The 18,449-nt window shown below is 68.3% G+C and carries 16 protein-coding genes and 1 tRNA gene; 11 read left to right on the forward strand and 6 right to left on the reverse strand.

Translation table 11 applies throughout. The features are described from left to right. Positions 1 to 10 precede the first annotated feature (10 nt). Positions 11 to 1,516, forward strand: a complete 1,506-nt coding sequence (locus VNW53_RS00580) for a HAMP domain-containing sensor histidine kinase (protein WP_325552877.1) — start codon at positions 11 to 13, stop codon at positions 1,514 to 1,516. Here VNW53_RS00580 and VNW53_RS00585 read toward each other — a convergent pair. The 3 genes from VNW53_RS00585 to VNW53_RS00600 form a co-directional block, all read right to left on the reverse strand. Beyond that, entirely contained in the window at positions 1,498 to 1,836 is a 339-nt protein-coding gene (locus tag VNW53_RS00585) for an MmcQ/YjbR family DNA-binding protein (protein ID WP_325552916.1), read from the reverse strand. The genes VNW53_RS00580 and VNW53_RS00585 overlap by 19 nt on opposite strands. Beyond that, positions 1,833 to 3,542, reverse strand: a complete 1,710-nt coding sequence (locus tag VNW53_RS00590; RefSeq protein WP_325552879.1) for a gamma-glutamyltransferase family protein — start codon at positions 3,540 to 3,542, stop codon at positions 1,833 to 1,835. The genes VNW53_RS00585 and VNW53_RS00590 overlap by 4 nt, the downstream gene beginning before the upstream one ends. Positions 3,543 to 3,947: 405 nt before the next feature. Next, positions 3,948 to 4,676, reverse strand: a complete 729-nt coding sequence (locus tag VNW53_RS00600) for an FkbM family methyltransferase (RefSeq protein ID WP_325552880.1) — start codon at positions 4,674 to 4,676, stop codon at positions 3,948 to 3,950. A gap of 176 nt (positions 4,677 to 4,852) precedes the next feature. Between VNW53_RS00600 and VNW53_RS00605 the strand changes: the two genes are divergently transcribed. Both VNW53_RS00605 and VNW53_RS00610 read left to right on the forward strand, forming a co-directional pair. Beyond that, positions 4,853 to 6,166 carry a hypothetical protein gene (locus VNW53_RS00605; protein WP_325552881.1) on the forward strand — a complete coding sequence of 438 codons (1,314 nt, stop codon included), beginning with the start codon at positions 4,853 to 4,855 and terminating at the stop codon, positions 6,164 to 6,166. Positions 6,167 to 6,254: 88 nt separating this feature from the next. Further along, a tRNA-Arg gene (locus tag VNW53_RS00610) sits at positions 6,255 to 6,331 on the forward strand. Positions 6,332 to 6,636: 305 nt separating this feature from the next. On the opposite strand, the gene VNW53_RS00615 is transcribed toward VNW53_RS00610, so the two are convergent. Further along, positions 6,637 to 7,113 (reverse strand): Lrp/AsnC family transcriptional regulator, encoded by a 477-nt coding sequence (locus tag VNW53_RS00615; protein ID WP_325552882.1) that lies wholly within the window; start codon positions 7,111 to 7,113, stop codon positions 6,637 to 6,639. Positions 7,114 to 7,231: 118 nt separating this feature from the next. On the opposite strand from VNW53_RS00615, the gene ald reads away from it, so the two are divergent. Next, on the forward strand, positions 7,232 to 8,332 hold the full coding sequence (gene ald / locus VNW53_RS00620) for an alanine dehydrogenase (protein WP_325552884.1): 1,101 nt from the start codon (positions 7,232 to 7,234) through the stop codon (positions 8,330 to 8,332). A gap of 292 nt (positions 8,333 to 8,624) precedes the next feature. Here ald and VNW53_RS00625 read toward each other — a convergent pair whose 3' ends face one another. Together VNW53_RS00625 and VNW53_RS00630 are read right to left on the reverse strand one after the other, a co-directional pair. Further along, positions 8,625 to 9,815 carry an MFS transporter gene (locus VNW53_RS00625; RefSeq protein WP_325552885.1) on the reverse strand — a complete coding sequence of 397 codons (1,191 nt, stop codon included), beginning with the start codon at positions 9,813 to 9,815 and terminating at the stop codon, positions 8,625 to 8,627. Between the two features lie 73 nt (positions 9,816 to 9,888). Beyond that, positions 9,889 to 11,268, reverse strand: a complete 1,380-nt coding sequence (locus VNW53_RS00630; RefSeq protein WP_325552887.1) for an MmgE/PrpD family protein — start codon at positions 11,266 to 11,268, stop codon at positions 9,889 to 9,891. 246 nt (positions 11,269 to 11,514) lie between these two features. Here VNW53_RS00630 and VNW53_RS00635 point away from each other — a divergent pair, with 246 nt between their 5' ends. From VNW53_RS00635 to VNW53_RS00665, 7 genes are all read left to right on the forward strand, one after another. Continuing rightward, positions 11,515 to 12,510, forward strand: coding sequence for an ABC transporter permease (locus tag VNW53_RS00635; protein ID WP_325552888.1), 996 nt, complete (start codon positions 11,515 to 11,517; stop codon positions 12,508 to 12,510). Positions 12,511 to 12,520: 10 nt separating this feature from the next. Further along, on the forward strand, positions 12,521 to 13,648 hold the full coding sequence (locus VNW53_RS00640) for an ABC transporter permease (RefSeq protein WP_325552890.1): 1,128 nt from the start codon (positions 12,521 to 12,523) through the stop codon (positions 13,646 to 13,648). 37 nt (positions 13,649 to 13,685) lie between these two features. Continuing rightward, positions 13,686 to 14,693 (forward strand): ABC transporter ATP-binding protein, encoded by a 1,008-nt coding sequence (locus VNW53_RS00645; protein ID WP_325552891.1) that lies wholly within the window; start codon positions 13,686 to 13,688, stop codon positions 14,691 to 14,693. A gap of 8 nt (positions 14,694 to 14,701) precedes the next feature. Continuing rightward, positions 14,702 to 15,754, forward strand: a complete 1,053-nt coding sequence (locus tag VNW53_RS00650; protein WP_325552893.1) for an oligopeptide/dipeptide ABC transporter ATP-binding protein — start codon at positions 14,702 to 14,704, stop codon at positions 15,752 to 15,754. 67 nt (positions 15,755 to 15,821) lie between these two features. After that, positions 15,822 to 16,229 carry a hypothetical protein gene (locus VNW53_RS00655; protein ID WP_325552895.1) on the forward strand — a complete coding sequence of 136 codons (408 nt, stop codon included), beginning with the start codon at positions 15,822 to 15,824 and terminating at the stop codon, positions 16,227 to 16,229. 177 nt (positions 16,230 to 16,406) lie between these two features. Beyond that, entirely contained in the window at positions 16,407 to 17,843 is a 1,437-nt protein-coding gene (locus VNW53_RS00660; protein ID WP_325552896.1) for an MFS transporter, read from the forward strand. Positions 17,844 to 18,017: 174 nt separating this feature from the next. After that, positions 18,018 to 18,392: a RidA family protein gene (locus tag VNW53_RS00665; protein ID WP_325552897.1), complete on the forward strand. Its 375-nt coding sequence runs from the start codon at positions 18,018 to 18,020 to the stop codon at positions 18,390 to 18,392. Positions 18,393 to 18,449 lie beyond the last annotated feature (57 nt).

The raw sequence follows: 18,449 nt of genomic DNA on the forward strand, positions 1-18,449 counted from the left end.
CGGAAGGATCATGGCGGACGCCGCCCCCACGCCACAGGAAGAGACCAGGCCCGCGAGGCCCCGCTTCTTCTGGCCGGGCGGCCTCTCGGCGCGCCTGCTGACGCTCACCATCCTGTTCGTGGCGTTCGGCGGCCTGCTGTCCCTGCCGCCCGCGCTGGCGTCCTTCGAGCAGCAGTGGCTGCTGGACCGGGTGCGCGCGGCCGAGCTCGCGTCCCTCGCGCCCGAGGTCGCGCCCGACCGCAAGGTCTCCGAGCAGTTGAAGACGGAGCTCCTGAAGGGCGCCGGGGTGGAGATCGTGGCCATCTCCAACGACAAGATCCGCTCCCTGGTGTTCGCGGGGCCACGCACCGCCATCTCGCCCTACCTGGTGGACCTGCGCGGCAATGTCGGCCTGGACCTGCTGGCCCCCTTCCGCACCCTGTTCAGCGCGCCGGACGCGCGGCTGCGGGTGATCGCCGCCCCGCGCTTCCGCAACGACCTCAACGCGCGCACCGATTTCGTGGAGTTCGTGGCCCCCGACGCGGAGCTGAAGAAGGCGCTGACGGGCTATCTCTGGCGGGTGGTGCTGGTCATCGCCTTCGTCTCGGCGATCGCGGGCCTGCTGGTCTACCTGACGCTCAACCTCTTCCTGGTTCGGCCCATCCAGCGGCTCACCTACGCCATGGAACGGTTCCGCGCCGACCCGGAGGACTCCGAGGCGCGCATCCAGCTCTCCGGACGCCGTGACGAGGTGGGCCGCGCCGAGGCCGAGCTCGACCGCATGCAGGCCGACCTGCGCGCCGCGCTGAACTCCCGCGCCCGGCTGGCCGCCCTGGGCGAGGCGGTGGCCAAGATCAACCACGACCTGAAGAACATGCTGACCAGCGCCCAGATCGCCTCCGAGCGGCTGGCGGCGCTGAAGGATCCCAAGGTGAGCCAGGCCCTGCCGCGCCTGGAGCGCGCGCTCGACCGGGCGGTGAAGCTGGCGTCCGGCGTGCTGGCCTACGGCAAGACCCAGGAGGCCGCGCCGGAGCCCCGGCCCGTGCCCCTGACTTCGGCCGTCCAGGCGGCGGCCGAGGAAGCGCGGCTCGTGGAGCACCAAGTCGCCCTGTCCTGCCGGATCGCCGCGGCCGAGCGGGTGATCGCCGACCCCGACCAACTGCACCGCATCCTGGCCAACCTGCTGCGCAACGCCCAGCAGGCGATCGAGCACCAGGAAGGGCGCACCAAGCCCGGGCGGATCGCCGTCAGCCTGACCCGCACCCGAGACGCCAGCCTGATCCGCGTGGCCGACAACGGGCCGGGCCTGCCGGAACGGGCGCGCGAGCGGCTGTTCCAGCCCTTCGCGGGATCGGGCCGCCCCGATGGCGCGGGCCTGGGCCTCGCGATCGCGCGAGAGCTCGCCCAGGCGCACGGCGGAGACCTGAGCCTCGTGGAGACCGGACCCGGCGGCTCAATCTTCGAGCTGCGCCTGCCGGGCGCGCCGACGCCGGCGCCGCCGAAGCGGCGGCCTGCCGCTCACGCCGCGCCGAAGTAGGCGCGAGCGACCTTCTTCGGGACGATCTGGGTCCAGGCCTCGCGGACCAGCTCACCGATTTCATCGGCGTCGAGCGCGGCGATGTCCACGAAGCTCCAGCGCAGGGCGCCGGCGATCATCGGGCGGAAGACGTCCGGTCGGGCCTCGAACAGCAGCTCCTGATGCGCGGAGGCCAGCTTCATGATGATCCTGCCGCGCGAGCTGCAGACGAAGCCCTTGGACCCCACCTGGAACCAGGGCTCGCCGCGATAGTCGACCTCCTGCACGCCCGGCAGGGCCAGGGCGACGGCGCGTATGTCGTCAAGGGTCGCCAGGCTCAGTACCCTCGGGCGACGCCTTCACGGCGCGGGTCAGCGCCGCCGCGAAGGCCGTTGGGCGTCATCTCGATCGCCTGTTCGCCGGAGCCCTCGCCGAAGGGGCCGCCGCGCACCGCGACGCCCTTGGCCGCCAGCCCCGCCACCACGCCCGGCGGGAATTTCGCGGGCTCCGAGGCGTAGATCGTGTCGAAGGCGATCAGGTTGGGCAGGGCCACGGCTTCCTGCGGCGGGACCTTCCAGTCCATGAGGCCCACCAGCACCTTGAGGTTGAAGGCGATGATCGACGGGCCGCCGGGGGAGCCGGCGCCGGCGACGAAGCGGCTCTGCCGGTCCAGCACGATGGCCGGCGCCATGGACGAGCGCGGCCGCTTGCCGCCCGCCGCGGCGTTGGCGGCCGGCGCGCCGTCGTAATCCTTCGGCGTGAAGGAGAAGTCGGTGAGCTGGTTGTTGAGGAAGAAGCCGCCGACCATCTTACCGTCGCCGAAGATGCTCTCGACCGTGGTGGTCATGGAGATGGCGTTGCCGTCCTTGTCGACGATGACCATGTGGGTGGTGCCGCCGGGCTCCTTGGTGCGGTCGGGCCCGCGCGGGCCGGCGCCTTTGGGATTGCCGGGCGCCGGCGGCGGGCCGGCCTTGTCCGGGTTGATGAGCCGCGCCCTCGCGTCGAGGTAGTCGGGCGCCAGCAGGCCCTCCATCGGCACCGAGATGAAGTCCGGGTCGCCGTAGTAGCGGTCGCGGTCGGCGTACATCAGCCGGCTCGCCTGGCTGAACAGGTACCAGCCCTGGACGTCGTTCGGGTGCTTGTCGATATCGGTGCGCTGCAGGATGCCCAGGCCCTCCAGCACCGCCGGTCCGCCCGAGGGCGCGGGCGGCACGCAGACGGTGTATTCGCGATAGGGCCGGCAGACGGCAGGCGTGACCTCGGGCTTGTAACCGGCCAGGTCCTTCAGGGTCATGGCGCTGGGATAGGGACCCTCGTGCAGCTTGGCCACGATCTGCTCGGCGATAGGGCCTTCCAGGATGGCCTTGGGCCCCTCGGCCGCCAGCCGCTTCAGCGTGGCGGCGTAGGCCGGGTTCTTCATGATCTCGCCGGCCTGGACCTTGGTCCCATCGGGCTTGGTGAAATAGGCGACGGCGTCCGGCTGCTTGGCCTGGGGCGCGTTGGAGGAGGCCGCCGCGGCCATCCGGGCGGGAACGTGGAAGCCGTCGCCGGCCAGGTGCTCGGCGTCGCCGAACAGATCCTTCCAGGCGAGCTTGCCGTGCTGGCTCTGGGCCAGGTGGAGCATGGCGATGGCGCCGGGCACGCCGGCCGAGCGGCCGCCGACGATCGCCTGCCCCTTGGGCATGGGCTTGCCGTCCGGGCCGTAGAACAGCTCCGCCGTGGCGCCCGCCGGGGCGGTCTCGCGGCCGTTGTAGGCGGTCACCTGGCGGGTCTTGGCGTCGTAGTAGGTCATGAACGCGCCGCCGCCGAGGCCGGAGCTCTGCGGCTCCTCCAGGCCCAGCACCGCCTGCACGGCCACCGCGGCGTCCACCGCCGAGCCGCCGGCCCTCAGCACCTTCAGGCCCGCCTCCACCGCGTCGGGCTCGGCCGCGGCCACCATGGCCGTGGGGCCCTTGGGCGGCGCCTGCGCGGCCGCTGCGGTGGCGCTGAGCAGGGCCGCCAGGGTGAGGGGCAGGAGACGCTTGAACGGGGGCAAGACTGAAGACACGGGCGAAAAGGCTCCGGAAGGGACGGGAGTGAAGCGCCAACATAGTGGCCGCGGGCGCGTGGACAACAAACCCGGCGGCGTGCGAGGTCGCCCGATCATGAGCGGACTGCCATCGCATGCGCGGGCCGGACCCCGCAACCTGATCACCGACGTGGCCGGGCTGAAAGTGGGCCAGGCGCACGATCCCCGGGCGCGGTCGACGTCCGCGGCGGGGCGCCGGGCCCGCGGGAGACCGACGCCCCGGCGCCGGAGAACCTGGTGGAGGCGGTGGACGCGGCGGTGCTGTCCGGGGGCTCGGTCTACGGCCTGACCGCCGCCCGGTTCGAATGGGATCTGGTGACCCGGACAAAAAGGGTCGATCTTCAAAAGCTCAGAGCGCGTCGGACGGGTGACCCGCGTTCCACTTCACCCTGACGCGCTCCAGCCGGTTTTCACATACCAGTCGTCGACGCCCGACATGGCCTCAAGCGTCCGCCGATAGCCCTTGGACGTCAGCAGATCGAAGATCTCGCGACGCTTGTCCGTATGATTGTGCTCGACGCTGATCAGGCCCACGTCGTAGCGCTCGAAGTCCAGGGCCTGCAGGATCGCCAGTTCCGAGCCTTCCGTGTCAGCCGACAGGTAGTCGATCCTGCGGGGCGCGTTCCAGTGCGCCAGCAGATCGTTCAGGGATACGGTCTCGACCTCATAGCGCGCGCCGGTTTCGCGTGTGGGGCCCAGGTTGTCGCTGTCCGAGAAGGCGTCGAGGGTGGAGTGCGCGGGGATGGCCGCCTGGTTGAACAACAGGGTCTCGCCGGTCTTCGTCCAGACGCAACGGTTGTCCACGAAGCAGCGCCGGTTGGCGCGGAGCTGGGTGCGGTAGATCCGCGCCGGTTCGGCGACGATCCCCGTCCAGCCGAGTTCGCGCTCCAGGTAGGCGGTGTTGGAGTACCGGACGCCGTCGCCGGCGCCGAACTCGACGAAAAAGCCGTTCCGCCGACCGGGACGTTCGAACGTCACCCACAGGTCCTGCAGCATCTGCGCGCGACTGCCGGAAATATTGTTCAGACAGTGGACGAGGAAACGCGCGTCCTCATTCGCGGGATTGTGGTCCCGCAGGACCACGAGCAGTTCCAGAACCTCCGGAAAGCCCATCGGTCGCATCCGGCCCTGCCCTCGCCGCCAAAATCCAGGCGCGCAGCAATAGGCAGGCGCGGACATCTTGGGAAGTTCGCCCCGCTTCGGCCGCGCCAATCGGGGGACAATACGCAGGCTTTACCTGAGCGGCGCCCCTGATAGCCTTGTTCTGCGAATTGGGGCGGGAGGCTGCCATGCGTAGGGGTCACAGGTTTCTGCTGCTGACGGGCGCGGCGGCGGCGGCGAGCGCGGCGGTGGCGCAGCCGGCGCAGAAGGTCACCGGGCCGGTGGCGGTCTACTGGATGAGCGCCTCGACCCAGAGCGGCTTCGGCATGCCGGGCATGGGCGGCGGGGCCGGCGGCGGGCGGCCGTCGATGAGCCAGGTCATGGCGATGATGAACGGCGGCGGGGCGCAGCACAGCCTGCTGCTGCAGCTCGGCTCCTCGGACCGCCCGTCGGGGCCGCCCAGCGCCGAGCACCTGCCGCCGGCTGGCCTGGGCGCGGGCGCCAGCCTGCCGCTGGTCACCCCGCAGGCCCCGACGCCGGTCGTGCGCGACGACGCCCCGGAGAAGCCGCAGATCCCGCCGGAGTACCAGAAGCCCAAGGGCCGGATGCTGATCTTCTGGGGCTGCGGCGAGCATGCCAAGCCCGGCCAGCCGGTCGTCCTCGACTTCGCCGAGATGAGCGCCGGCAAGGCCCAGCCGGGCATGGCGCTGATCGGCAAGGGCCTCGACATCCGCCGGATGCAGCCGCCGTCCCCCGGCCGCTACGCCGCCTACGGAGACTGGCCCAACGCCCAGTCGCGCACGACGGCGCCCGGTAGTGGCTCGCTGGTGGGCCAGCACACGGTCCACGGGAACTACAGCCCGGAGATCAGGTTCACCCTGAACGCGAGCCAGGATTTCCTGGGGCCGCTGACCCTGACCACCAACGCCAAGACGCCCGGCGGGCCGGCCCAGCTCGGCTGGGCGCCGGTGCAGGGCGCCCAGGCCTATGCGGCGACGGTGATCGGGGCCGGCGGCGCCGGCGGGCGCGGCCGCAGCGGCGACGGGGGCGACATGACGGTGGTGCTGTGGAGTTCTTCCGAGACCCAGGCGGCCGCCTTCGCCCTGCCGGACTACATCGCCCCGTCCGACCTCGCGCGCGGCGTCGAGACCCACACCCTGATGGGTCCCCAGACCACGAGCTGCCAGGTGCCCAAGGAGGTGGTCGACGCCGCGCCGCAGGGCTTCGTGCAGATGGTCGCCTATGGCGGGGAGGCGAACTTCGTCTATCCGCCCCGGCCCGCCGACCCGAAGATCGCCTGGAACCGGCAGTGGGAGGTCAAGGTCCGCTACCGCTCGGCGACCGGCGGCCTGCTGGGCATGGCCATGCCGGCGATGGGCGGCGGCCGGAGCTATCCGGGCGGCTCGCAGGCTGGCCAGGACCCGCCGCCGTCGCCGCAGGACGCCGCCGCCGCGCGCCGCCGCGCCATCCTCAACGGCCTGGGCGGCCTGATCCCGCACTGACGCGGGGCGCGCGAAATTCTAACGCGCCCCCGGCTTGCGCTTTGCGGCGTCCGCGACTAGGTTCCGCGCCCTCGCCGTCAGGCGGTGCGCGCCCGTAGCTCAGCTGGATAGAGCATCAGACTACGAATCTGAGGGTCGGACGTTCGAATCGTTCCGGGCGCGCCAATTTCTCCTTTAAAATTAAATACTAAGTCGGCCTCGGCCTTCGTCGCCGTTTTAAAATTCGATTTAAAACGGCGTTTAAAACGGTGTTTGACCATGAACGCCAAGGGAACGCCGCCCGCCATACGCCGCGGTTCGCAGTTCTTCGATGCCGCTCGCTTCGGCTGCAGCGGACCGAATCCCGAACGGACGGGGCTTGCCGGAAGGATCTCGGTGGACGGAGGCGCCGCGCCGGCACACGTCCGGACGCCATCATCCGGGTTCGCAGCGGGCCGCCCAGACTTTGCGCGGTCTCGGCGCCGAACGACCTATCGAATCGGCAGGGCGTTTCGGCGGACGACGCTGCGCAGCGCGATCGAGGAGTTCAGCCGCGCCACGCCGGGCAAGCGAGTCAGCACCTTGGCGTGAAGCCGCTCCAGGTCTTCGACGTCGGCGGCCACGACCCGAATAATGTAGTCGGCCTGGCCGGTCATCAGGTGGCACTCGACGATCTCGGGGGCTTTTGCGACAGCCTCCTCGAAGGCCGCCAGCACGTCCTGCGCCTGACTCGCGAGCGTAATCGAGACATAGACCGTCAATCCCAGGCCGATCGCCTGAGGGTCTACCGTGGCGGCGTAGCCGGTGATGACGCCGGCGTCTTCCAGCGCCCGGACTCGACGGAAGCAGGCGCTTTCAGACAGGTTGGCGGCCTCGGCGAGCTCCACATTGCTTGCCCGGCCATGGTCCTGGAGCCGACGAAGCAAGACTTTGTCGTACGCATCAATCCGATTTGCAGATTTCGCCATTTGAAACTTCATTTGTGCAAGATCGTTGCATATCACTGCTGTGCGGAGAGGGAAAAATCAAGGTTCCACTCCGCTCTTCGGCATAGGCTCCCCTATCGACTTCACTGGAGAGCGCACTATGCGGATTGGAACCGTCACCGAGATCAAGAAGCTTGAGCGCCGGGTGGGCTTGACGCCCGCCGTCGTCGCCACCCTTGTCGCCCATGGCCACGAGTTGTTCGTGCAATCGGGGGCCGGCGCGGGCGTGGGCCTGTCGGACACCGACTACTCGGCCGCCGGCGCCACGATTGTTCCCGATGCGCCCGACGTCTTCGACGCCGCTGAGCTGATCGTAAAGGTCAAGGAGCCGCTAGCCTATGAGATCGCGCTCCTGAAGCCGCACCACATCCTTTTCACGTACCTCCACCTGGCGCCTGATCCGGCGCAGGCCAAGGGCCTGATGGCGTCGGGCGCCACCTGCATCGCCTACGAGACCATCCTCGACGACAAACGCGGCTTGCCGCTGCTGACGCCGATGAGCCAAGTGGCCGGCCGCATGGCCGCCCAGGTGGGTGCGGCGTGCCTCCTGGCCCCGGCCGGCGGGCGTGGCCTGCTGATGGGCGGCGTGCCCGGTGTGGCTCCGGCGAAGGTGGTCATTCTCGGTGGCGGTGTTTCGGGCTTCAATGCCGCCGAAGTCGCGGTCGGTATGCGCGCCGATGTGACGATCATGGACATCTCGCCCAGCCGCCTGGCCCAACTGGACGCCAACTTCCAGGGCCGCGCCCGCACGATGCTGGCGTCGCGCGGCGCCCTGCTGGAGCTGTTGCCGACCGCCGACCTGGTGATCGGCTGCGTGTTGGTCACCGGCGCGGCGGCGCCCAAGCTGATCCGCCGAGAGGACCTGAAGCTGATGCGCAAGGGTTCGGTGTTGGTGGACGTATCCATCGACCAGGGTGGCTGCTTCGAGACCTCCAAACCGACCACTCATGCCGAGCCGACGTACGAGGTCGACGGCGTCGTCCACTACTGCGTGGCCAACATGCCGGGCGCGGCGCCGCTTACCTCCACATATGCCCTGAGCGCGGCGACCACCCCATACGTCCTTGCCCTGGCGGAAAAGGGCGTCGAGCGCGCGCTCGCCGACGACCCGGGCTTCGCCGCTGGCCTGAACGTGGTGGGCGGGAAGATCGTCCACCCGGCCGTCGCCGACTCGCTCGGCCTTCTGTTTGTCGCCGCCTGAACCACGCGGAGGGCGCGCCACTGCAGCGGTCGGATCGAATATCGGATAGAGAGGCCGCTGGTCGGCCGATGCGTCAAAGTGGCCGAGCTCGGCCAGAGAGCAGGTCTCTGGCCGATGCCCTTCACATCGCCGAGGGCCAAGCGCTCGATGGCAGTGCGATGACCGCGGGCGCCAGCTGAACTGCCATCCCGCGATCCGAAGGCGCCTTTGCAAAAGCTGATCGCCCGCTGCGGTCTCGACCGGAAGTCCGGCGCAAAGTGGAGGAAGCGCAGCTTTCTCCACGAGGCGCCTCCTAGGGGTCCTGTTCCTCCGGTGGTTGGACCTTCTGGAAGCGCCAAAGCAGCAGCAGGTCGTAGGTGATCTTCAGTCCCCCGCAGATCACCAGCGGCCAGGCGAACGGGCTGGCGCTGAAGATAAACCCGGCCAGCGCCGGACTAAGCGCCGAGGCCAGGCTGCGCGGCACATTCGTCACGCCGGCGGCGGCCGCGCGCTCGGCTGGAGTCACGATGGCCATCACGTAAGAGGTCCTGGCCGGCACATCCATCTGCGACAGCAGGGCGCGCAGGAACAACAGGGCGAAGGCTGTGGGCAGGTTCGGCGCGAAGGCCGCGGCCATCACGCAGACGTTCGCCGGGATGTGCGTGAACACCATGGTGTTCACAAGCCCGACCCGCCTGGCGAGCAGCGGCGCGGCCAGTTGCGAGAGCGCCGAAAGCACGCCGGTCCAGAAGAAGAAGGCTCCGGCCGCGGTCAGCGAAAGCCCAAAGCGATGGAACAGCCACAGCGCGAACAGCGACTGCACCAGAAAGCCGCCGGCGAAAGAATCCAGGCTGAAGAGAGCCGCCAGCCACAGCACTCTGTTGCGTGAGGGCCCAAGCGCCGTGCGCGGCGTCTCGGTCTCCGCCGGTTGGTCGGGCAGGCGCCGATAGAGCAGGAAGCTGGCGAGGCCCAGCAATCCGTAAGCGGCGAATGCCCACTCGATGAGCGTCAGCCTCGGCAGCCCCGTGGCCTTCAACGGATCCAGCAGCCCCACGCTGAGCGCGCCGAGCGCGGCCATCAGCGACCCGGCCAGGGCATAGCGGGCGAACAGGTGGGTGCGTTGCGACGGCGGACCCGCGTGGGCGAGCAGCGATTGCTCCAGCGGCAGGAACAGGCTGACGTCGCCCCCTGACGGATTGAGCGTGCCGACGAACCCCACGATCACCAGGGGCCAGAACGCATGGGCTTGGGAGAAGGCGAGCCCGGTCGCCGCCATCAACACGCAGGCGGCGAACAGCAGCCGCTTGGCCGGGAACCGGTGACCGGCCAGCCCGACCGCCAGGGTGAGCGCCGCGGAGCCCAGCAGGGTCGCGGTGGTCAGCACGCCGACGCGGAAGGCGCTGTAACCCAGGTTCGTCAGATAGACGGGCAACAGCAGGGCCGTGAAGCCGTCTCCAAAACCCCGGACGCCGCGCGCCGCGATGAGGGTGGCGGAACCCCGCAACCCCGGGCTCACATCAGACGCGGGGTGATATCGTTGAGCGGGCCGCCCTCGCGCACGGTCTTATGGCGATAGATCACAGCCCGATACAATTCGGCCGCTGGGCGATGGCGGTGCGGAAGGCTGGCCGCTCCGCGAGGCAGCTGAACAGAGGCGATAGGTCCGCAAGATGCTCCATGTCGCCAACGATCGAAGTGAGCGTCATCAGCTGGGCTGTGTCGGGCCCTTTTCCATGGAATCGCACAATCTCTTCGACGTTGGTGTTGCGCAACAAGCGGTAGTCCCCTTCGGCCCGGAGAACCCTGCCGTCGACGGTGTGGACCTCGATCTGCTGAAGGCCTTCGTTGACCCCCTGCAGGCGCCGGAATTCGACCTTCCTCGTAATGTCGAACACCTCCGGCACGTTGGGATTCTTGAAGCGTTCCAAGGTGATGCCGCCATCGAGCAGGGTCGCAGCGAACGCAAACGGCATCGACGATCCCGCGTAATCAAGGATGAATGGACCCTTCGCATGCTTAACCGGATCGTTGGACTCGAACGCCCGGGACACGACGATGCGGATCACCTGCTGGGGCGTAAGGCCATGCTCAACGATGAGGCGGGCCATCAGGATCACGGCCACGCCGCTGTTGAGCGTTCCGGGCGCCGGTTTCAGCACCAGCCCCGTCAGGGCAAAGTCCACGCCCAGACTGGCCAGCGCGGGTTCGAAGGATTCAGGGCGGCCGCCGAGCTGAGCCTCATAGAACCCCGGCGAACCTTCAAGGGCGTCCCGCGGCGCGGGGGCTCCCGCCTGCCCGAGGTAGGCCGCCGTCATGCCGTTGCGGGCCAGTACGGCGTATTGGTGATCCTCAAACCCCAGCTGGATCATGGCCGCGATATTCCCGGCATAGGCCAGCGCCGTCGCCGTCTGCCCGATATCGAGTCCGAGGAGGCGCGCCGCGGTGACCGCGGCGGCGAACCCGCCATAGGTGTGGGAAGAGGTTCGCACCATGCGCTTGTCGGGCGCGGCGCGATCCAAGACCGCAGCCACTTCGCACCCCGCGACCATCGCCGTGAGGACATCGGCGCCGCTACGGCCGTGCTGTTCCGCGAGGGCGATCGCCACCGGCAGGGTGATCGCCACCCCGTGGATCCCGGACGGCATGAGACTATCCTCCTGTCGAAGGGCCCGGATCATCGCCGCATTGGCATAGGCCGCATCGATGGGGGCCGCACGTCCGGCCTGTCCGAGAACGCAGCAGCGACCCGGGGCGCCGCCCTCGCCTTGGATGAACCGCAGGGCGCGCTCGGTCTGCCAGTCGTCATGAGCGATGAGCCCCATGACGAGGTCCTGAAGTATGGCCGTCTTCAGGCGCGCGACCACATCTTGAGGAATATCGTCGAGCGACAACCCGGAGGCCCAGGTTGCCAGCCGCTCGCTCAGGGTCGGGGGGTGCGCGCTCAAATCGTCCGCCATCTGTCCATTGTGGAGGCTGCACGTCCGGCTCGCGAGCCTCGCCGCCGCGGGTTGCATAGGTATCGCCCAGCGCAGATGATAATGATCATTATTCAAGAGCTTGCTAGCAGCCGGCATACTTGGGCGAAGCCGCGCTTTCCCGAACCCCGGTTCGACTGGCGAACTTTTTGTGCGGCCGAAGCGACTGGGTCTTAGTGAGCCTGCCCGTCCAGCCCGGACGGGGTTCGGAGTGTCGCTCGTAAGCGCATGGGGTCAGTTTCGAAATTCATCCTCCGCCGGCTGGCCCTCTGCGTGGTGACGATCTGGGTCATTTCGGTGATCTCGTACGTCATTATCCAGCTGCCGCCTGGGGACTTCGTCTCCAGCTACGTTGCTCAGCTTGCGCAATCCGGGGCTATCGGCTCTGGGGACGACCTGCAGCGGCTGCGGGCGGACTACGGACTGGATCAGCCGATGTTCGTCCGCTACGCCCACTGGGCCTGGGGCGTGCTGCGCGGAAACCTAGGCTGGTCGCTCGACTGGGGCCGCCCGGTGGCCGATCTGATCGCGGAGCGGATTGGCATGACGCTGCTGCTCTCGGTCACCGCTCTCGCGCTTTCCTGGATGTTGGCGCTTCCGATTGCGGTGTACTGCGCGGCCAACCGGGGGACGCCCGGGGATTACCTCTTCGCGACCCTTGGACTCACGGGCGTGGCGTTGCCCAACTTCCTCCTTGCGCTTGGGGTCATGTACGTCGGGTACCGTTGGTTCAACGTGGATTTCAGCGAGGTGCATTCGGCGCAATACGCGACCGCGCCGCCGAGCCTGGGAAAGGGGCTCGACCTGCTCTGGCATCTGCTGACGCCGGCGCTGATCCTAGGGCTCGCCACGACGGCTCGCCTCATCCGGGTGATGCGGGCGAATCTGTTGGACGAGTTGGAGAAGCCCTACATCGTCACGGCGCGCGCCAAAGGCATGCGCGAGCTCAATCTCATCCTGAAGTATCCGCTTCGCGTGGCGCTCAATCCCTTCGTCAGCACGATCGGCATGACGCTTCCTCAACTCGTCTCGGGCAGCATCATCGTTTCCCTCGTCATGAATCTGCCGACTGTGGGACCCTTGCTTCTACGGGCGTTGCAGGCTCAGGACATGTTCCTCGCCAGCGGCATTCTGCTCATTCTGGCCACCCTGACCGTCCTGGGGACGCTGGTTTCAGATCTGCTCCTCGCGTGGCTTGATCCGCGCATTCGGCTCGCGGCTTAGAGAGATGTCGATGCAGGCCCTGATCGCCCCGCCGGAGCCGCCGCAACCAATGGCTGAGCTCGTACCCGGGGCTTCGCAGTGGACGCTTATCCGACGGCGATTCCTGAAGCATCGCCTGGCCGCCGCGAGCACCGTGGTGGTCGCGCTCCTCTACCTCGTCGTCGTGTTCGCAGATTTCCTGGCCTACTCCGATCCGGCCGCCACCAATCCCGGGCGCCCCCTAGTGCCCCCCCAGCCGATCCACTTCTTCGAAGACGGCCACTTCGCGCCCCACGTGCACGCGCTCCACCGCTGGCGGGACCCCCAGACGTTCGAGATGCGCTACACGCCGGATCCCGCCACGCGCATCCCGGTGGTCCTGTGGGCGGAGGGCTACAGGTATCGCATTCTCGGGTTCGAGGCCCATCGGCACCTTATCGGCGTGGCGGGGCGGCCCGCCACGGAAGGCGCACTCTTCATCATGGGCGCGGACTCGTTGGGCCGCGACCTGTTCTCTCGGATCCTGCTCGCCATACGCACCTCGCTGGTCATCGGCCTGGCGGCCGTGGCGCTGAGCCTGAGCCTTGGGCTCTTGATGGGGACGATCTCGGGCTACTATGGAGGCTTGGTCGATCTGCTGATCCAGCGGCTCATCGAGATCCTCCGCGCCATCCCCACGATCCCGCTCTGGATGGGGCTGGCCGCCGCCATCCCGGCCAGCTGGAGCATCACCGCGGTCTACTTCACCGTCACCCTGATCATTGCCCTGATCGGCTGGACAGAGCTCGCACGCGAGCTGCGCGGACGAATCATGGCGCTGCGCAACGAAGACTACGTTCTCGCCGCCGAGCTGGCCGGCAGCGGTCCTGGACGCATCATGCTGGTGCATCTGCTGCCAGCCTGCACCAGCCACATCATCGCCACGACGACCCTGGCGATTCCCGCGATGATCGCCAGCGAGACGGCGCTCGGGTTCCTGGGGCTGGGGCTACGGCCGCCTGCGATCTCGCTGGGCGTGCTGCTCAACGGTGCTCAGAATCTTGAAGCGCTGGCGCTCTCGCCCTGGTTGCTCTGGCCGGTGGCGCCCACAGCGGCGGCCATCCTCGCGTTCAATTTCATCGGTGATGGCCTTCGAGACGCTGCGGACCCCTATGCCTGAGCGAATTCCCCCTCCACCGCCTGACCCGCTGCTCTCCGTGCAGGATCTGCACGTCTCGTTCCGCACAGACGAAGGCGTCGTGCGCGCGGTCAATGGGCTCAGCTTCGACCTCCGGCCAGGGCGCACGCTGGGCGTGGTGGGGGAGAGCGGCTGCGGCAAGAGCGTCACGGCGCGCGCCATCCTCCGCATCGAGGACAAGCACGCACGGATCGACTCCGGCCGCATCCTGCTGTCCCGCGACAACCAGGTAACCGACCTTGCGACCTTGTCGAAGCACGGCCCTGAAATGCGGGGGATCCGCGGGCGAGACATTGGCCTGGTGTTCCAGGAGCCGATGACCTCGTTCAGCCCGGTGCACACGGTCGGCGACCAGATCGTCGAAACCATCCGTCTGCACATGCCGCTGGACCGCGCCGCCGCGCGTCGCAGGGCCATCGAACAGCTCGCCCAGGTCGGCACGCCCCACCCGGAGTTCATCATGGGCCAGTACGCCTGGGAGCTGTCGGGCGGGCTACGGCAGCGGGCCATGATCGCGATGGCGTTGGTCTGCGGACCTTCGGTGCTGATCGCGGACGAGCCAACGACCGCCCTCGATGTGACCACTCAAGCCCAAGTGCTCGATCTCCTCGGGCAACTGCGTAACAGTAGGGCCATGGCCCTGCTGCTGATCACCCATGACCTCGGGGTGATTGCAGAAACCGCGGATGACGTCGTGGTGATGTATCTGGGCCGCGTCGTTGAACAGGGGGCGGCGGCCGCGATCTTCAGATCGCCCAAGCACCCCTACACTCAGGCGCTGCTGCGCTCGATGCCCAATCCGCTCGCCAAGCCCCGCACGCGCTTGGCCACCCTGCGGGGCTCGGTGCCGCATCCGCTTGCGCGGCCTCCGGGCTGCCCCTTCCACCCGCGATGCGGCCAAGCCATCAGCGGCCTGTGCGATCACATCGAGCCGGCGCCGCGGACGGTGGCGCCTGGCCACGCCGCCGCCTGCCACCTCTACGCGGATGCGGCGGCGGATGGGGCGTTGCGCCCCGAAGTCGCGTGAGCGCCGCCATGGACACGAGGCAACCGCGCCCCGGCGTCTGCGAGGCCGACGCCTTGCCGGAGGACGTCGTCTTGCGCGTCACGGGACTTTGCAAGACCTATGGCGGGAACGGCCGGGACGCACGATCCGGCGTGGTGAAAGCGGTCGACGACGTCAGTTTCGACGTCCGGCGCGGGCGCACCCTGGCGTTGGTGGGCGAAAGCGGATGCGGCAAGACGACCATCGCGCGCTGCGTGCTGAGGGCGGTTGAGCCAACCGCCGGTCGGGTGACGTTCCGCACGGCGGCGGGCGAGACAGTGGACCTTTCAGACCTGCCGGTTCGCCGACTGCGGGCCCTGAGGGCCGAGTTCCAGATGGTCTTCCAGGACCCCTACGCCTCGCTCAATCCGCGGCTGAAGGTCCGGGACATCATCGCCGAGCCGTTGGTGATCCACGGCTGGCGGGACCGCGCCCGGATCGATGCCCGGGTCGACGAGCTGCTGCAGTTGGTGGGCCTGCGGCGCGATCATGCGAACCGCTATCCGAACGCCTTCTCCGGTGGCCAGCGGCAGCGGATCGGGATCGCGCGCGCGCTCGCGCTCAGCCCGCGACTGATCGTGGCGGATGAGGCGGTCTCAGCGCTGGACGTGTCGGTGCAGGCGCAAATCCTCAACCTCCTGCTGGACCTGCAGGATGCTCTCGGGCTGTCATATCTGTTCGTCTCACATGACCTCGCGGTCATCAAACACGTGGCCGACGAGGTGGCGGTCATGTACGTGGGCCAGATGGTGGAGCAGGGGCCCTGCGAGGACCTGTTCCGGCGCCCCTTGCATCCCTACACCGCCAGCCTCCTCGCCGCGGTGCCGAAGCCGGACCCAAGCCTGCGCGGCGGGCCCCGTCCGTTGGCCGGCGAGGTGGCCAGTCCGCGAAATCCGCCGAGCGGCTGCTACTTCCATCCGCGGTGCCCGTTTGCGGAGGCGCGTTGCAAGGAAATGGCGCCGGCGTGGCGGGAGGTCGAACCCGGCCGTTCGGTTCGGTGTCACCGGGCCGATGAGCTGACTTTGCTGGGGGTGCGCGCATGATCGGACGAACCCTCACCGCGCGAGACAGCCGAATGCTTCGCACATCGTCCGGGGCGCGCGCTCAGGCATGATCTACGTCAACTACATCCTGCAATACGCCCACGTGGTCTGCGCCGCGTTCTGGTTTGGGACGGTGCTCTATACGGAAATCGTGCTCTGGCCGCAGCTGAGACGGATGGGCGACCTGCAGCGTGTGCAGGCTGAGCTGCGCCACATAGAGGTGCGCAGGATTGTCGGCCTGTTTATCGTCGGCACCATCGTCACTGGGGTCGCCCGTGGAGTCGCCAACGGGTTGCTGCCAAGGCTGTACACGCCCTACGGCGTCTGTTTCGTGGCAGGCGCACTGGTGGGGATCTGGATGATGACCTGGTGGCTTTGCTTTCCGCCGCGAAGCATGACGCTGGGTTGGCGAACCTTCTATTCGAGCTTTTGGGTGGTGCTGGCGCTCATGTTCGGGATGCGTTTCACCGCTTGAAACCGCTGCGCGCGGCGCCGAATTTCAGGGCCCCGATCACCCACACCGGCGCGCTCGCCTTGCGAACATCAGAGTCGCTGGCCAAACACATTGCCGCCGCGTGACCGGCTCGGGGATCATGCCGCCGTAAGGATCGGCGGCGCTTGTCCCGGGGTCCATCCACCGGGATTGAATGTCATGGACGATATCCGTGGGGCCGAGGTGTCGCGGACGTATGCTCCCGCCAAGCTCGTCGCCCTGGCGGTTTCCTGCGGGCTGTTCATGGAGCTGACGGACACCAGCGCCCTGGCGACCGCCCTGCCAACGCTCGTGCGCGAGTTCCATGTCGACGTCCTCAAATTCAAGCTCGTGCTCACGGCCTATCTGATCGTCGCGGCCATGCTGATCCCCTTGAGCGGCTGGTTAGCGGATCGGTACGGCGCGCGGCGGGTGTTCCTCACCGCGCTTTCGGTCTTCCTCTTGGGATCGACCTGCTGCGCGCTGGCGAACAGTTTTGAGCACCTTGTTCTTGCCCGGATCCTGCAGGCCCTGGGCGGTGGCTTGATGACCCCGGTGGGGCGTCAGATCGTGGCGCGGACGGCGCCACGGAACGAACTCGTCAACGCTCTGAACTGGTTCACCATTCCCGCGATGATTGGGCCGCTGATCGGCCCGCCGCTCGCCGGCCTGCTGATCGAGTTCGCGACTTGGCGTTGGCTGTTCCTGATCAATATCCCGGTGGGTGTCGCGGGCTTCTTTGTGGTCCGGCGCCTCGTGCCGCCGCTGGCGCTGCAGAACCCCGGCCGGTTCGACGCGGCCGGCGCGGTGCTGGCGATTCTGGGCGTGGGCTCCTTGATGGGAGCGGCCGAGCTGATCGGGCGCGCCGGTGTCCCACTGGGCGTGTGGTTGCCGGCAACGGTTCTCGCGGCGGCCATCAACACCATCATGGTTCGCCACATGCTGCGCACCAAGGACGCCATTCTCGATGTGGCGCTGTTCCGCATTCCCTCGTTCCGCGCCACCATTCTGGGCGGGGGCGCGATCCGCCTCGGGCTGGGCGCGCTGCCCTTCCTGTTGCCGCTGCTCTTGCAAAGCGCGCTCGGCTGGTCGCCCTTCGAGAGCGGGCTGGTCATGCTCGTGGCCGCCGTGGGGTCGCTGCTCGGTCGGTTCGTCGGGCCGACGACCATCCGCCGGATGGGCTTCCGCGCCACGCTGGTGGTCTTCGCTCTGGGAAGCGCGATCAGCGCCAGCCTCCCGGCGCTATTCCGTCCGTGGACGCCCGGCGTCGTCATCTTCGTGCTGGCGCCGGTCGGCGAATTCTTGCGCGTGACGCATTTCATCGCGTCTTCCGCGCTCACCTATTCGGGCATACCCCCGGAACGCAGCGGTCGCGCGTCGACATTGAGCGCCATGACTCAGCAGCTGAGCCTAAGCATCGGCGTCAGCTTCGGCGCTGTCGCCCTTTCGCTCTCGCGGGCGCATGGCCATGCTGCTCTGACGGCCAACGACTTCATCCTGCCCTTCCTGGCCATCGGCGCCGCGGGGCTGCTGGCGCTGCCGGAATACCTCAGCCTGCCGCGGGACGTCGGTGCGGAGATGCGCATGGGAGGACGGCCGCGGACCAAGGCGCGCTAGCGGGGCCCCGGACCACGGACGCACGGCGCGACGGATCGCACGCGCCGAGGCGCCCGCGTAGCGAACACGCGGATCGCTCGTCAAACATTTTGCCGCAGGGGGACCGGCTCGGGAAAAGTTCGGTCTTAAGGACCTGCGGAATCGTCCCGGGCTCCGTCCACCGGGATCAACATCATGACCGAGACCCGCACCATCAAACGTGTGCCGCACCCCTGGAAGCACGTGAAGGGTCGCAGTGCGGGGAGCATCCATGGCGACCTCGTCTGGCTCGCTGGCGTCGCCGACACCGATGCGCCCGACATCGACGTGCAGACGACAGATCTGTTCGCCAAGCTCGATCGGCTCCTGGCTGACGCCGGCGCCGATCGTACGCGCATCCTCTCGGCCTCGATCCACCTGGCGGACCTCAAGGATAAGCCTGTGTTCGACCGAGCGTGGGATCGATGGGTTGGAGACGACCCGGCGCACTGGCCGCAACGCACCTGTGTTGGGGGCGAGCTGATTGGGCGCTACCTGGTCGAGATCAAGCTGGTCGCCACCCGGCGCTAGCCAGAGGGCCTTGGGCCAGCGAGCCCATCGGCCGCGCAGAAGCCTTTAGCGCCGACG

It is taken from the genome of Phenylobacterium sp. (assembly GCF_035569475.1).
Lineage (GTDB): Bacteria > Pseudomonadota > Alphaproteobacteria > Caulobacterales > Caulobacteraceae > Phenylobacterium.

What these genes read in the sequence shown, in the direction of transcription:
- VNW53_RS00605 (WP_325552881.1), top strand. Translation starts at nt 4,853, where the DNA reads ATGCGTAGGGGTCACAGGTTTCTGCTGCTGACGGGCGCGGCGGCGGCG.
- VNW53_RS00650 (WP_325552893.1), top strand. Translation starts at nt 14,702, where the DNA reads ATGGACACGAGGCAACCGCGCCCCGGCGTCTGCGAGGCCGACGCCTTG.
- VNW53_RS00640 (WP_325552890.1), top strand. Translation starts at nt 12,521, where the DNA reads ATGCAGGCCCTGATCGCCCCGCCGGAGCCGCCGCAACCAATGGCTGAG.
- VNW53_RS00630 (WP_325552887.1), bottom strand. Translation starts at nt 11,268, where the DNA reads ATGGCGGACGATTTGAGCGCGCACCCCCCGACCCTGAGCGAGCGGCTG.
- VNW53_RS00635 (WP_325552888.1), top strand. Translation starts at nt 11,515, where the DNA reads ATGGGGTCAGTTTCGAAATTCATCCTCCGCCGGCTGGCCCTCTGCGTG.
- VNW53_RS00600 (WP_325552880.1), bottom strand. Translation starts at nt 4,676, where the DNA reads ATGGGCTTTCCGGAGGTTCTGGAACTGCTCGTGGTCCTGCGGGACCAC.
- VNW53_RS00615 (WP_325552882.1), bottom strand. Translation starts at nt 7,113, where the DNA reads ATGGCGAAATCTGCAAATCGGATTGATGCGTACGACAAAGTCTTGCTT.
- ald (WP_325552884.1), top strand. Translation starts at nt 7,232, where the DNA reads ATGCGGATTGGAACCGTCACCGAGATCAAGAAGCTTGAGCGCCGGGTG.
- VNW53_RS00655 (WP_325552895.1), top strand. Translation starts at nt 15,822, where the DNA reads ATGATCTACGTCAACTACATCCTGCAATACGCCCACGTGGTCTGCGCC.
- VNW53_RS00580 (WP_325552877.1), top strand. Translation starts at nt 11, where the DNA reads ATGGCGGACGCCGCCCCCACGCCACAGGAAGAGACCAGGCCCGCGAGG.
- VNW53_RS00660 (WP_325552896.1), top strand. Translation starts at nt 16,407, where the DNA reads ATGGACGATATCCGTGGGGCCGAGGTGTCGCGGACGTATGCTCCCGCC.
- VNW53_RS00665 (WP_325552897.1), top strand. Translation starts at nt 18,018, where the DNA reads ATGACCGAGACCCGCACCATCAAACGTGTGCCGCACCCCTGGAAGCAC.